The 14,100-nt window shown below is 64.0% G+C and carries 12 protein-coding genes; 7 read left to right on the forward strand and 5 right to left on the reverse strand.

Annotated features, from left to right (window positions below):
• Positions 1 to 12: 12 nt before the first annotated feature.
• From FA04_RS11545 to FA04_RS11565, 5 genes are all read left to right on the forward strand, one after another.
• Positions 13 to 1,440 (forward strand): gamma-aminobutyraldehyde dehydrogenase, encoded by a 1,428-nt coding sequence (locus FA04_RS11545; protein ID WP_034792090.1) that lies wholly within the window; start codon positions 13 to 15, stop codon positions 1,438 to 1,440.
• Positions 1,441 to 1,499: 59 nt separating this feature from the next.
• Positions 1,500 to 1,994 carry an ester cyclase gene (locus FA04_RS11550; RefSeq protein ID WP_034792087.1) on the forward strand — a complete coding sequence of 165 codons (495 nt, stop codon included), beginning with the start codon at positions 1,500 to 1,502 and terminating at the stop codon, positions 1,992 to 1,994.
• 333 nt (positions 1,995 to 2,327) lie between these two features.
• Positions 2,328 to 2,987 (forward strand): siderophore-iron reductase FhuF, encoded by a 660-nt coding sequence (gene fhuF, locus FA04_RS11555; RefSeq protein WP_082572779.1) that lies wholly within the window; start codon positions 2,328 to 2,330, stop codon positions 2,985 to 2,987.
• Positions 2,988 to 3,020: 33 nt separating this feature from the next.
• The gene (locus FA04_RS11560) at positions 3,021 to 4,130 is read left to right on the forward strand and encodes an ABC transporter substrate-binding protein (protein WP_034793544.1); all 1,110 of its coding nucleotides are present in this window, start codon (positions 3,021 to 3,023) and stop codon (positions 4,128 to 4,130) included.
• A 250-nt stretch (positions 4,131 to 4,380) separates the two neighbouring features.
• A complete protein-coding gene (locus tag FA04_RS11565) occupies positions 4,381 to 4,905 on the forward strand; it encodes a hypothetical protein (RefSeq protein ID WP_034792086.1) in 525 nt (174 codons plus the stop codon).
• A 58-nt stretch (positions 4,906 to 4,963) separates the two neighbouring features.
• Here FA04_RS11565 and FA04_RS11570 read toward each other — a convergent pair whose 3' ends face one another.
• Positions 4,964 to 5,548 (reverse strand): cysteine hydrolase family protein, encoded by a 585-nt coding sequence (locus tag FA04_RS11570; protein ID WP_034792084.1) that lies wholly within the window; start codon positions 5,546 to 5,548, stop codon positions 4,964 to 4,966.
• A gap of 113 nt (positions 5,549 to 5,661) precedes the next feature.
• Here FA04_RS11570 and FA04_RS11575 point away from each other — a divergent pair, with 113 nt between their 5' ends.
• Positions 5,662 to 6,105: an Lrp/AsnC family transcriptional regulator gene (locus FA04_RS11575; protein ID WP_226020607.1), complete on the forward strand. Its 444-nt coding sequence runs from the start codon at positions 5,662 to 5,664 to the stop codon at positions 6,103 to 6,105.
• A 62-nt stretch (positions 6,106 to 6,167) separates the two neighbouring features.
• Here FA04_RS11575 and FA04_RS11580 read toward each other — a convergent pair whose 3' ends face one another.
• The 3 genes from FA04_RS11580 to FA04_RS11590 all read right to left on the reverse strand — a co-directional run bounded on the left by FA04_RS11580 (position 6,168) and on the right by FA04_RS11590 (position 12,421).
• A complete protein-coding gene (locus FA04_RS11580) occupies positions 6,168 to 7,400 on the reverse strand; it encodes an aromatic ring-hydroxylating oxygenase subunit alpha (protein WP_034792082.1) in 1,233 nt (410 codons plus the stop codon).
• Between the two features lie 129 nt (positions 7,401 to 7,529).
• Entirely contained in the window at positions 7,530 to 9,977 is a 2,448-nt protein-coding gene (locus tag FA04_RS11585) for a GcvT family protein (RefSeq protein WP_034792080.1), read from the reverse strand.
• Positions 9,974 to 12,421, reverse strand: coding sequence for a GcvT family protein (locus FA04_RS11590; protein ID WP_034792077.1), 2,448 nt, complete (start codon positions 12,419 to 12,421; stop codon positions 9,974 to 9,976). The genes FA04_RS11585 and FA04_RS11590 overlap by 4 nt, the downstream gene beginning before the upstream one ends.
• Before the next feature lie 123 nt (positions 12,422 to 12,544).
• Between FA04_RS11590 and FA04_RS11595 the strand changes: the two genes are divergently transcribed.
• The gene (locus FA04_RS11595; protein WP_034792075.1) at positions 12,545 to 13,420 is read left to right on the forward strand and encodes a LysR family transcriptional regulator; all 876 of its coding nucleotides are present in this window, start codon (positions 12,545 to 12,547) and stop codon (positions 13,418 to 13,420) included.
• Here the strand turns inward: FA04_RS11595 and FA04_RS11600 are convergent.
• The gene (locus tag FA04_RS11600; protein ID WP_034792072.1) at positions 13,417 to 14,088 is read right to left on the reverse strand and encodes an amino acid ABC transporter permease; all 672 of its coding nucleotides are present in this window, start codon (positions 14,086 to 14,088) and stop codon (positions 13,417 to 13,419) included. The genes FA04_RS11595 and FA04_RS11600 overlap by 4 nt on opposite strands.
• Between the last annotated feature and the right edge of the window lie 12 nt (positions 14,089 to 14,100).

A 14,100-nucleotide genomic window follows, 5' to 3' on the forward strand; every position in this document is an offset into this window, starting at 1 on the left:
GGGAGAACAGACATGGACACCCAACTGCTGATCGGATCGCGCTTCGAGGCCGGCACCGAGGCCGACGAACACATCCTGAACCCGCGGACGGGCGGCAAGATCGTCGATCTGCCGGAAGCCTCGCATGCCCAGGTCGAGGCGGCCGTCGACGCTGCTGAAAGCGCCTTCACCAGCTGGTCGCAGACGACACCGGCCGAACGCTCCAACTATCTCTTGAAGATCGCCGATGCGATCGAGAAGGATGCGGACGGCTTTGCAGCCCTCGAGGCGCTCAACTGCGGCAAACCGATCAATGCGGTCAAGAATGATGAGCTGCCGGCGATCGTCGACTGCTGGCGTTTCTTTGCCGGCGCCGTGCGCAACCTGCACGCCCCGACCGCAGGCGAATACCTGCCCGGCCACACCTCGATGATCCGCCGCGATCCGATCGGCATCGTCGGCTCGATCGCGCCGTGGAACTATCCGCTGATGATGATGGCCTGGAAGCTGGCGCCGGCGATCGCCGGCGGCAACACCGTCGTCTTCAAGCCATCCGAACAGACGCCGCTGACGGCGCTGAAGCTCGCGCGGGTGCTTGCCGACATCCTGCCGGAAGGCGTGGTCAATGTTGTCAGCGGCCGCGGCGAAACCGTCGGCAATGCGCTGATCAACCATCCGAAGATTTCGATGGTCTCGATCACCGGCGATATCGCCACCGGCAAGAAAGTGCTGGCGGCGGCCGCCAAGACCGTGAAACGCACCCATCTGGAGCTCGGCGGCAAGGCCCCGGTCATCGTCTATGACGACGCCGACCTCGAAGCGGTGGTCAACGGCATCCGCACCTTCGGCTATTACAATGCCGGCCAGGACTGCACCGCCGCCTGCCGCATCTATGCCGAAGCCGGTATCTACGAGAAGCTGGTCGCCGACCTCACCTCGGCCGTCTCGACCATCCGCTACAACCTCGCCGACGACACCGAAAACGAGATCGGCCCGCTGATCTCGCGCCGCCAGCGCGATCGCGTTGCGAGCTTCGTCGAGCGCGCCGCCGACCAGAAGCACATCGAGATCACCACCGGCGGTGCCGCCGGCAGCTCGGACGGCTTCTTCTTCCAGCCGACGGTTGTGGCCGGCGCCACGCAGGAAGACGAGATCGTGCGCCGCGAAGTCTTCGGCCCCGTCGTCTCCGTTACCCGCTTCACCGGCAAGGACGATGCCGTCGCCTGGGCCAACGACAGCGACTATGGCCTCGCCTCCTCCGTCTGGACCAAGGACATTTCCCGGGCGATGAAGGCCGCCTCCCGCCTGCAATACGGCTGCACCTGGATCAACACCCACTTCATGCTGACCAACGAGATGCCGCATGGCGGCGTCAAACAGTCGGGCTACGGCAAGGACATGTCGGTCTACGCGCTCGAGGACTACACCGCCGTTCGCCACATCATGATCAACCACGGCTGAGGCTCACCGCCCCGGGCGCGGAGAATGCATGCAAACGAAACAAACGGGAGGAGTTTGCGATGTACCGTCGTCAATTGCTTGTTACCGCTGGAGCCCTCGGCCTCAGCGCCCTCGTGCTCACGCCGGCGGCGTTTGCCGCCGACGCGGCGCCGGATGTGGTCGCGGCCTATGTCGCGGCCTGGAATGCCCATGACTCGAGCAAGGCCGCATCCTACTTCGCCGATGACGTCACCTATTACGACGCGTCGGTCGGCAAGCCGGTCACCGGCAAGGATGCCGCCAAGACCGGCGTCATCGACAATTTCCTGAACGCGGTGCCTGATGCCGTCTGGACCATGAAGGGTGATCCGATCGCTAGCGGCGACAAGGTCTCCTTCGAATGGGAGTTCTCCGGCACCAATTCGGGCGCCTGGGCCGACGGCACGGCCGCGACCAACAAGAGCTTCAAGTTCACCGGCGCCTCGGTCTTCACCGTCAAGGATGGCAAGATCGCCGCCCAGAACGACTATTACGACGCGCTCGGCTTTTACAAGCAGCTCGGTCTGATGCAGTAGACGAGCCGAGCGGCGGTTTCGCCGCTTCGATGGCCGCAGGCTTCGGCTTCCGGCCATCGTCTCTTGGCTTCAAATCATGAATACAAAACTCATAAATGACTTGCACCGGAAAAAATCTTGAGTAACACGATCACCTTATGAGTTTCTGACCACGCTCAGAAGGTATCGCATGCTTGCAGGACGGCGTTCTTCCAAGGCTCCATTTCCGATCGGGCTTACCCGCGCGCGGGTGACGTCTTGACGGCGGCCGTGTCCGAACCGGTCGTCGCGACAGGCGGCCCCAAGGCGCTGTCGGCCGCCTTTGCCGGCACCCATGCCTGGTGCAATGAGAAGATGGTGCTCTCGGACGAGCTTTCCGACGGCATGGCGCTGCCGGACTTCTTTGCCTCCGGCGCCTTCGACCGCGCGCTCGATATTCACACGGAGAAATCCGGCGCCAGCGACCGCCGTGCCGTCGCCTCCATGTGGTCGCTCTACTATTTTTCGAGCCTCACCATTCCCTATCTCGTCGCGCGCGTGCTTGACCATCAGGTGCTGCCCGTCGCCTTCGATCAGATGAAGGTGGCGCTCGCCGAGGATGGCCTGCCGCGAACCTTCGGTGTCGCCACACCGGGCGACTGGCAGAAAGCGGACGATAGCGACGTTTTCGCCACGCTTGCCCCCCTGATGCAGGGGCATCTGCGTGAGGTCGTCAGCTATCTCAAGTCCGTCGGCGGCATCGCCCCGAAGCTCGCCTGGAACAATGCGCTCGTCTATATCGACTATGCGCTGCGCGCCTCCGGCATCGAGCCGCTGAACGCGCAGGCCGACGCGCTGATCGGCAGCAAGTCCCTGCCGGACGGTACACCCAATCCCTTCTTCGATTGCCTGCGGCACGAGGAGGAAGATGGCGCCCGTGTCTGCCGGCGCAAGATCTGCTGCCTGCGCTATCTGCTGCCCGGCGTCCCGAGCTGCGGCAGCCTCTGCGCCCTCCCAAGCCAAAGGAACCAATAGGTTTTGTCTTCCCGCTTCCTCTTCCCGGCCGCCCTGCGGCTGACGCTCGTTTTCATCACCGCCCTGCTCTTTGCTGTCTCCGCCCGCGCCGAAAGCAACTGGCCGATGACCGTAACCGATGCGGTCGGCCGCGAGGTGACGATACCGGCAAAGCCGAAGGCGATCCTGCTTGGAAGCGGCTTCAATCTCGTCGCCCTGTCGCTCATCCATCCCGATCCCGTCAGCCTGCTTGCGGCCTGGTCCGGCGACATGAAGACCGACAACCCCGAGATCTACGAGAGCTTCCGGCGTAAGTTTCCTGATATCGCCGACGTGCCGCAGATCGACGATGGCACCGGCCCGGGCCTCTCCTTCGAGACGCTGCTGACGGTGAAGGCCGATCTCGCGCTGCTCAATAACTGGCAATCCGACACCGAGTCCGGCAGGCGCGCCATCGAGTATCTGACCGGCATCGGCGTGCCCGTGGTGGTGGTCGATTTCAACAACGACGCGCTGACCGGCACGCCGCGCATGATGCGTCTGCTCGGCCGCATCCTCGAACGGGACGAACAGGCAGAAGCTTTCGCCCGGTTCTACGAGGACAAGCTCAAGCTGATCCGCGACCGCATCGCCGCCAAGCCGGAACCGCGCCCGCTGGTGCTGATGGACGCCTTCCCCCAACCCGACCGCTGTTGCTGGGCCTATGGCACCGGCGGTCTCGGCGAATTCCTGACGGTGGCCGGCGGCCGCAACTTTGCCGAAGGCGTGCTGCCACGGCCGGGCGGGACCGTCAACGCCGAGGCGATCATGGCCGCCAATCCGGAAATCTATATCGCCACCTCCTCGCCCGGCGGCAAATACGGCACGCTCTCGATCGGCCCCGGCGTCAGCGAAGACGAAGCGCGCGAGACGCTGGCCCGCACCATCGAGGCGCCGGCGCTGAAGACCATCCGCGCCGTCGAGGAAAAGCGCGTGCACGGTCTCTGGAACTTCTTCAACGCGATCCCGCTCAACATCGTCGCCGCCGAAGCCTTCGCCACCTGGATCCGGCCGGATCTGTTCGGCGATCTCGACCCCCAGAAGAGCCTTGCCGAGATCAACGCCCGCTTCGCCGCGGTGCCCTTCGAGGGCACCTACTGGGTGGACCTGACACCCGCCAGATAGGGAGACGTCCTGTACACGCGAGCGCGGACCCACGCGGCATCGTCATGCGTGTTCACCAATTCGTCAGGGTGCTTCCTTTCGTCCGACGCCCCGGCGTGTTGCCAGTCGGCGCCCACCCTATATAAAGGCCAGGTGGTATAGAGCACCGTTCCAAAATGCGAGCGTCGCTGTAACACGTTGATCGGCTGCACGATTTCTCTGTTGCGTCGATTCCGGACCAAGGAATGATGCGGGGTTGAGGAGGATCTTGATGCTATGGTTGATCGCGTTACCGCTGGGTCTTGTCGTGGTGTATCTGGCAGCGCGCTTCAGCCGCTTTCGTCATTGGGCCGAACCGATCCTCTCCGTCGCCGTGGCGCTCGGCCTGCTCGTCGCCTTCATCATCTGGTTTGCCGACCGCGACGGTCGCACGCCGGCCGCGCCCCCGCCCGTTGAGACGACCCAACCGGCCGGCCTCACGGCCGCCGACGTTGCCCTCGAAGGCCTGACCTTCGAACAGAGCCAGCCGGAGAGAAGCTTCCGGCTGCGCGGCACGGTGACGAACAAAGGGCCGAAACTGCTCGAATATTTCCGCCTCGCGGTAACGCTCGAAAACTGCCCTGACGGCAATTGCGAGACGATCGGCAACGACACCGCACTCATCCTCGCCCGCGTGCCGGCGGGCCAGAGCCGTTCGTTCGAAACCTTCCTCACCTTCCCCAACCGCGAGGGCGAAAGCCTGACGGCGCCGAAATGGACGACCGAGATCCAGGAAGTCCGCGGCGCCAACCGGTAGTCGGCGGCGCGGGAGCGGAAGCACCTGAACGGTAGCCCCGTCTGCCCGCGCCCGACCGTCAAGCCGCTGCCGGTCGCTGCAACGCCTCGACGAGCTTCGCCGTCGACAACACCTCGGCAAATTCCGCCCGCAAGGTCGCCACGTGGGCGCGGTGGATTTCGCGCGCCGAGATCACTCCGCCTTCGCCGTCCGGCTGGTCGAAACAATCGCAGGCATCCTCGACGAGGATCATTCGGTAGCCGAGATTGGCGCCGACGCGCACCGAGGTCGAGACGCACATGTCGGTAGAAATGCCGAAGGCGACGACCGTCTCGACGCCGAGACGACGCAGGCGCAAGTCGAGGTCGGTACCGATAAAGGCGGCGTTGACGCCCTTGGTGACGAGTGCCTCGTCTCCCATCGGTCCGAAGCCCGGCCGGAAGCCGTTGCCGGGCGCGCCGAGGGAAAGCGTCGAGCCGGGCATGACGCTGTCGTGGCGCACGTGAATGACTGGTCGGCCGCTTGCCCGCCAGGCGGCAAGAAGCGCAAGGCCGTTGCTGTCGACCGCCTCATTCCAGCGACGCGGCCAGGGGGTGCTGTCAAAGGCCTGCTGCATGTCGATCGGCAGCAGCACGGCGTTGTCGGGGACACTCATTTTGGGCATGGCAAGGCTCCTTGGTTGTAGGGAGACGCTATCTTGCCTATCGTCCGATTTCACTGGACATGATGACGCCTGACCGGACATATGTCCGGAAATGGCGACAAGGAGGCGACGTTTTGACGGAAATCGATGAAAAGGATCGCCTGCTTTTGGCAGCGCTCAGGCAGGATTCGCGCCAGAGCCTGGTGGCACTGGCCCGCCACAGCGGTCTTTCGCGCAGCGCGGCCCATGACCGGCTGCGACGGCTGGAATCGAAGGGCGTCATTGCCGGCTACACCATCCGCCTCGGCATCGAAGACCAGAGCCCGACCGTCAAATCGCTGATCGCGATCACCTTCCAGCCCGGCAAGAACTGCGACCATATCGTGCCGCATCTCTCGGCCATGCCGCCCATCGTCACCTGCTGGTCGCTCGCCGGCGCCACCGACCTGATGGTGCTGGTCGAATGCGCCTCCAACGGCGATCTCGACACCATCCGCCGCCAGATATCGATCATCCCGGGCGTCGCGACGGTGCAGACGCACGTGGCGCTGAGGACGCATTTCAACCGGCGGGACTAGGCAAACGAAATGCGTCGCCGGCACGCTTGCACCGGCGACGCGATTTGCCTGCAGCTTGCCGCTCAGGCCGGCCGGCTGATCTCGTCGAGATACCAGTTGATGTAGCGCAGCTCGTTCTGCTCCATCGGCGCGATTGGGCCTGGCACGAAGTAGTGCGAACGCACGCCGCGCGACGTGTGCTCGATGATCGCCTTGTCCTCGTCGGTCGTCACCTTCCAGAGCCAGGTGAGCTTTTCCAGATCGTAGTCGCGCCCCTCCTCGGCCTTGCCGTCGACGAGCCAGATCAGCTCCATCTCCGAGGTTTCGGCCGTCTTCGGGATGAAGCGGTAGATCATGCCGTGGTCCGGATAGCAGACGAGGAAGGTGGTGCCACCCAGATGGATCGAGGTGACGCCGCCGTCGAAATCGGTGAAGCGGCCCATCAGCGTGCTCAGCGCCTGCCCGTCCTTGCTGCCGGTCTGGACGCCATCATAGAGCGCGTAGCGGAAGGCATGAATGGTCTCCTTGCCGCCGGTGGAATTCTGCCAGTGATTGCCGGAGGCGACCTCGATGCCGAGCGCGCAGGTGCGCGCCTCCATCCTGGCGTTCAGTTCCTCGATCAGGTGCAGCGGCTGTTCCAGCGCATGGGTTTCGGAATATTCCGGATGCGCCGGCCCGCAATGGTAGCACTCGACATAGTTTTCGACCGCAAGCTTCCAGTTGGCGTCGATCGCATAGCTCTGACGATGGGCGATCTTCGCCGATCCCCAGCCATACTGGCCGCAGGTCGCACGCAACAGGCGCTCGACTTCGGAGAAATCAAGCGGCTCGGCGGCAAAGGAGATGAAGATCAATCCTTCGACGACACGCACGTTGAGCTTCTTCAGGCCGTGGTCCTCGCGCTTGAAGTCCTTGGGCATCAGCCGCGCCGCCTTCAGCGCGCCATCATTGCCATAGGTCCAGGCATGGTAGGGACAGACGAAGGCACGGGCATTGCCCTTGTCCTTGGTGCAGACCTCGGCCCCGCGATGACGGCAGACATTGAGCATCGCATGGATCTCGCCGCTTGCCGTACGGGTGACGATCACCTGCTCGGAGGCCATGCGGAAGACCTCGAAATCATTGGCGTTGGGGATCGCGCTTTCATGGGCGACGCAATGCCAGTGACGCCGAAAAACCCGCTCGAGGTCCCGTTCATAGATCTCCGGGTCGAGGTAGAAGGCGCGGGCAAGCCCATGGCCCGGACGATGGCCGGCGACCAGCTGATCGATGCGGTCGCCCGCAACTGTCGTATCCTTAAGCTCCGATGCGAGCATGGACTGAACTCCAGAAAGAAGACCGGAAACCCGCGATCCGGCACGCGTATTTTCGTTGTGCCTCGAAGAGCCCCTCATCCGCGCGGTGAGGGGCTGTCTCAAGCGCCAGGCACGCCACCCAACGCCTGCCTACATCCGCACCCGCTCCGCCCGCGGGTCGTACATCGGCTTCAACGACGCCTCCGCCTTCACCCGCGTTCCGGCGATCTCGATCTCGAAGCTTGATCCGAGCACGTCCTCTGCGCTCTCGCCTTCCGAGGGCACGTAGCCGAGGCCGATGGCGCCGCCGAGGTGGTGGCCGTAATTGCCTGACGTGATCGTGCCGACGATCTTGCCGTCGCGAACGATCGCCTCGTTGTGGAAGAGCAGCGGCTCTGGATCTGCGAGCCGAAACTGCACCAGCCGGCGCGAAAGCCCGCGATTGTGCTTGGCAAGCACCGCCTCGCGGCCGATGAAATCGCCCTTGTCGGCCTTGACCGCAAAGCCGAGTCCGGCTTCGAGCACATGATCTTCGTCGGTGATGTCGTGGCCGAAATGGCGGAAGGCCTTTTCGATGCGGCAGCTATCCAGTGTGTGGATGCCGCAGAGCTTGAGGCCCAGGTCCTGCCCCGCCGCCTCCAGCGCCTCGAACACATGCGCCGTCTGGTCGGTCGAGACATAGAGCTCCCAGCCGAGCTCGCCGACATAGGTGACGCGGTGGGCGCGGGCGAGGCCCATGCCGACCTCGATCTCGCGCGCCGTGCCGAACGGATGCCCCGCGTTGGAAAAATCGTTCGGGCTCACCTTCTGCATGAGCTCACGCGCCTTCGGCCCCATGACGCAGAGCACGCTTTCGCCAGCGCCGACATCAGTGATCACCACGAACTCGTCCGTCAGATGCTTGCGCAGCCAGGCGAGGTCGCGCTGGAGCGTGGCACCGGGCACGACCAGCAGGAAGGCGGTTTCCGACAGCCGCGTCACCGTCAGGTCGCTCTCGATGCCGCCGCGGGCGTTGAGCATCTGGGTATAGACGATCCGGCCGGGCTCGACGTTCATCTCGTTGGCGCAGAGCCGCTGCAGGAAGGAAAGCGCATCGCGCCCTTCAACCCGGATCTTGCCGAAGGAGGTCATGTCGAACAGGCCGACGCCGTTTCGCACCGCAAGATGCTCGTCCCTCTGGTTCTCGAACCAGTTCTGCCGCTTCCATGAATAGCGGTACTCGCGCGACTGGCCTCCCTTCGCAAACCAGTTGGCGCGTTCCCATCCGGCGACTTCACCGAAGACAGCGCCGCGAGCTTTCAGATGCTCGTGCAGCGGCGAACGGCGCACCCCGCGCGCGGTCGCCATCTGGCGATAGGGGAAATGGTCGGCGTAGAGCAGGCCGAGCGTTTCCGAGACGCGGTCTTTCAGATACGCGCGGTTCTTCTGGAACGGCTGCGCCCGGCGGATATCCACCTCCCAGAGATCGAAGGGCGGCTCGCCGTCATTCATCCATTGGGCGAGCGCCATGCCGGCGCCGCCCGAGGAAACGATGCCGATCGAATTGTAGCCGGCCGCGACCCAGTATCCCTTCACCTCCGGCGCTTCGCCGAGATAGTAGCGGTCGTCGGGCGTAAAGCTTTCCGGGCCGTTGAAGAAGGTATGGATCCCAGCCGTTTCCAGCATCGGCATGCGGTTGACCGCCATTTCGAGGATCGGCGCGAAGTGGTCGAAATCGTCCGGCAACTGGTCGAAGCAGAAATCCTCGCGGATGCCGTCCATTCCCCAGGGCTTGGCCTTGAGCTCGAAGGCCCCGATCAGCATCTTGCCGGCATCTTCCTTGTAGTAGGTGCACTCGTCCGGCACGCGCAGAACCGGCAGGCGCTTCAGCTCCGGGATCGCCTCGGTGACGATGTAGAAATGCTCGCAGGCGTGCAGCGGCACCGTGACGCCCGATTGCCGCGCAAACTCCCTGCCCCACATGCCGGCGCAGTTGACGACATGATCGGTCTCGATCGTGTAGCTCTCGCCATTCTGCTCGCAGGTGACGCCGGTGACCCGGCCGTCCTTCTTCAGGACGGATGTCACCTTGACACCTTCGATGATCGTTGCGCCGTTTTGCCGGGCGCCCTTGGCGAGCGCCATGGCGATGTTGGCCGGGTCGCACTGGCCATCGAGCGGCAGATGCACCGCCGCCTTCACATCCGAGGTGTTGAGGTGCGGATACATCGCCTTGACCTCGTCAGGCGTGATCTCGCGCACGTCGACATTGAAGGCGCGCGCCAGCGATGCCTGGCGGTAGATCTCTTCCTTGCGTTCTTCCGTCAGTGCCACGGTGATCGAGCCGTTCTGGCGCATGCCGGTGGAAATGCCGGTTTCGGCCTCGAGCTTGACGTAGAGGTCGGCCGAGTATTTCGCGAGCCGCGTCATGTTCTGCGAGGCGCGAAGCTGACCGATCAGGCCGGCCGCATGCCAGGTGGTACCGGAGGTCAGCTGCTTGCGCTCAAGCAGAACCACATCGGTCCAGCCGAGCTTGGCGAGGTGATAGGCGACGGAACAGCCGGAGACGCCGCCACCGATGATGACTGCGCGGGCTTTCGAGGGAATGGGCTTGCTCATGCGCGCAGTCTTTCATTGGAGGGATCCCAGAGCGGCTGGTCGGCCTCGACCGTCGCCTTGAAGCGATCGCCGAAGATCTCGACCTCGATCTCGTTGCCGGGCACGGCGAGATCGGCGCGCAGCATGCCGAGCGCGATCGACTTGCCGACGCGGTAGCCCCAGTTGCCCGAGGTGGTCTCGCCGACAACCTGGCCGTCCGACCAGAGCGTCGACATATAGGGCGCATCGCAGCCGTCGGCGGCGACGGTCAGCGTCACGAAGCGTTTGGAAACGCCCTGCTGCTTCTCACGCTCCAGCGCCGCCTTGCCCTTGAAGCCGGGCTTGCCCCAGTCGACGAAGCGCTCCAGCCCACCCTGCAGGATGGTGTAGTCGGTCGACAGATCGCCCTTCCAGGCGCGGTAGCCCTTCTCGATGCGCAGACTGTCGAGCGCTTCCATGCCGAAGGGTTTGAGGCCATGCTTCTGACCGGCCGCCCAGACGGCGTCGAAGATGGCGGCCGTATCCTCCACCTTGGTATGGATCTCCCAGCCGAGTTCGCCGGCGAAGGAGACGCGCACGAGCTGGCAATAGCGCCCGGCGATCTGCGCCGTCTGGTGCGTGAGCCAGCCCTTGGCGAGATCCGCTTCGCTGACCTCGGCGAGGATCGCGCGCGACTTCGGCCCGGTCAGGATCTGGCAGGAGAAGGACTTGGTGACGTCGTCGATGGTGAAGGCGGCGTCGGCCGGCCGGTGCTTCATCAGCCATTCGAAATCGTGCCACTGCGCGGTTGCGGCGGTGATGAGGAAGAAGAAGTCTTCGTCGAGCATCATCACCGACATCTCGGTAACGATCCGGCCCTTGTCGTCGGCGAAATAGGCCAGGCCGATGCGCCCAGGCTTCGGCACGCGGCCTGTGATGAGGCCGGAGAGCCATGCGGTCGCGCCCTCGCCCTTTACCCGGAAGCGCGAGAAGCCCGGCAGGTCGAGTATGCCGGCGGCATCGCGCACGGCCAGGCACTCTTCTTCGATGCGCTTGGCCCAAGGCCCTTCGCGGCCCCAGGTCTGCGTCGCCTCTTCCGAGGTGTCGTCGCCTGGTTTGGCGTACCACATCGCACGCTCCCAGCCGTTATAGGGCTTGAACTGGGCGCCGAGGGCGGCGATGCGGTCGTGGATCGGCGATAACTTCTTGCCGCGCCCGGCTGGCCAGTAATGCTTCGGAAAGTGCATCGCGTATTCGTGGCCGTAGATCTCCATGCCCTTGGCGATGCAATAATCCTGGTCGGTATAGTCGGTGTAGCGGCGCGGATCGCAGGACCACATGTCCCACTCCGTCTGGCCCTCGGTGATCCATTCGGCGAGCACCTTGCCGGCGCCACCCGCCTGGCAGATACCGAAAGTGAAGACGCAGGCTTCGAAGGCGTTCGGCACGCCCGGCATCGGGCCGATCAGCGGATTACCGTCGGGTGCATAGGGGATCGGGCCATTGATGATCCGCGAAAGGCCGGCCGTGCCGAGGATCGGCACGCGCTCCACGGCATCGTTCAGGTACCATTCCAACCGGTCGAGATCGTCCGGAAAGAGCTGGAACGAAAAATCCTCCGGCATCGGATCGTCAGGCGTTACCCAGTGGGCGCGACAGTTGCGCTCGTAGGGGCCGAGGTTCATGCCGTTCTTCTCCTGGCGGAGATAGTAGGAGCTGTCGACGTCACGAAGCAGCGGCAGCTTGTGGCCGGCCTCCTTCGACCAGGCGGCAAGCTCCGGGATTTCGTCGAACAGGATATACTGATGGCTCATCACCATCATCGGCACGTTGCGGCCAAACATCTTGCCGACCTCGCGGGCGTAGTAGCCGGCGGCGTTGACGACGTATTCGCAGCGGATCTCGCCCTGCGGCGTAGAGATGACCCATTCGTCGTTTTCGCGGCGCGCGCCCGTGACCGGACAGAAGCGGATGATCTTGGCGCCCATGTCGCGCGCACCCTTGGCGAGCGCCTGCGTCAGCTGCGCCGGGTCGATGTCGCCGTCATAGGGATCGTAGAGCGCGCCGGTCAGCTCGTGTGTCTCGAGAAACGGATAGCGGGCGCGCATCTCGTCGGGCGACAGGATATCGAGATCCATGCCCTGGTAGCGCCCCATGCCGACGACGCGCTTGAACTCCTGCAGCCGCTCCTTCGAATGGCCGAGCCGGATCGAGCCGGTGACGTGATAGTTCATCGGATAGTCGACGAGCGCGCCGAGGTCACGATAGAGCGACGCTGAATAGCGCTGCATGTTCATGATTGACCAGGAGGACGAGAAAGTCGGCACGTTGCCGGCGGCATGCCAGGTGGAGCCCGCCGTCAGCTCGTTCTTTTCCAGAAGCACGCAGTCGGTCCAGCCGGCCTTGGCGAGATGGTAAAGCGAGGAAGCCCCGATCGCTCCCCCACCGATGATCACGACGCGTGCGTGCGACGGCAAATTCGACATCAACTGTTCCCTCGTTTTGGCGAATTCTTGCCGGTGAAGCCGGGCGCCATCAAGCAACGGAAACAGGCTTTATTGATCGATGCTTTCGATTAGATTGGAGCGATTGCAGCGGGAGAGAACGGCATGCAGGTGGAGCTGATCGAAACCTTCCTGGACCTGATGGAGAGCCGCTCCTTCAACCGCACCGCCGAGCGCCTGAATCTCACCCAGTCGACCGTCTCACATCGGGTGAAGGCACTGGAAGCGCAGTTCAACCGCAAGCTCTTTACCCGCAACAAGGGTGGCACCGTGCCGACGGCCGCCGGCCTGCGCTTTCTAGATTACGCAAAAGCCCTGCAAAACCAATGGCATGAGGCCACACGCGCGGTCACCAATGCCGGCGCGCTGGAGCGCTCCATGCGGCTTGGTGTCCAGCATGATCTGGCGGAAGCCTTTGCCGGGGAATGGATGGCAACGATCCGCCGGGAGCTGCCCGGCATCGAGATCTATATGGAGGCGGACTACTCCAACCAGATGAACCGCGATCTCGGCGCTGGCGACCTGGATCTGGCGATCCTCTACACGCCCCACTACCTGCCCGATCTCTATTACGAAAGGATCGGCGATCTGCATTACGTGATGGTGAGCACGGAGGCGCAGATGCTCGCCGAGATCCGCTCCGAGAGCTACATCCGCTCAAGCTTTTCGCCAGGCTTCGATCGCGCCCACCGGCTGGCGCTGCCGCATCTCTCCGCAGCGCTGCTTGCCGCCGGCCAGAACATGGCGATCACCCGGCTGCTTCGCACACTCGGCGGATCGGCCTACGTGACGGCAGCAACGGCCGAGCGGCTGGCGGACGATGGATTTACTGCGCGCGTTCAGGACGCGCCCGTCATCCCGCAAACGGTCTATGCCGCCACCAGCCTGCGCACCCGCCACGCCCACCAGCACCGCAAGATCATCGCCGCCATGGCCGATCTGCTCGCGACGCTGCCGGTGCCGAATTCGGAAGCGGGTTAAGCCATGCGCCGCTGGATCAGCCGCTGCAGAAACATCAGGATCGAAACGATCGCGAGATAGTAGACCAGCGCTGCCGAATACCACTCGACGAAGCGGAAGCTGGAGGCGATCGCGTCGTTGACGACCGCCATGATCTCGCGCATCGAGATTACATAGGCGAGCGAGGTCAGCTTGATCAGGTTGATGAATTCGTTGACCAGCACCGGCATGACGATGCGCAGCGCCTGCGGCAGAACCACCAGAAAGAAGGTCTGCCAGCGATTGAGCCCGAGCGCGCGGGCGGCATCCGTCTGCCCCTGGCCGATCGCCGCAAGCGCCCCGCGCATCGCTTCCGCCATATAGGCGGCCGTGACCAGCGTAAACGCGATGAAGGCAGCGACGAAGGGCGTGTACCAGGGCGCCCGCGTGAGCCCCGGAAAGAGCTGCGGTGCGCCGTTCCAGACGATCAGGAGCACGAGGATCAGCGGCGCCGAGCGAAACAGCCAGACATAGACCTGCGCCGCTGTGCGCCTGACCGCCGCCATCGAATTGAGCGCGACGGCCAGCGGCAGGCAGAGCAGGAACGACGCCGCCTGCACCAGGATCGACAGCAGGATGGCGATGCCCGCCCCCTGCAACATGACGGGCATGGTCAGGGCATCGAAAAACAGTTTCGTATCGAAGTTCATGCCCCGCCTCCT

Source organism: Ensifer adhaerens (assembly GCF_000697965.2).
Lineage (GTDB): Bacteria > Pseudomonadota > Alphaproteobacteria > Rhizobiales > Rhizobiaceae > Ensifer > Ensifer adhaerens.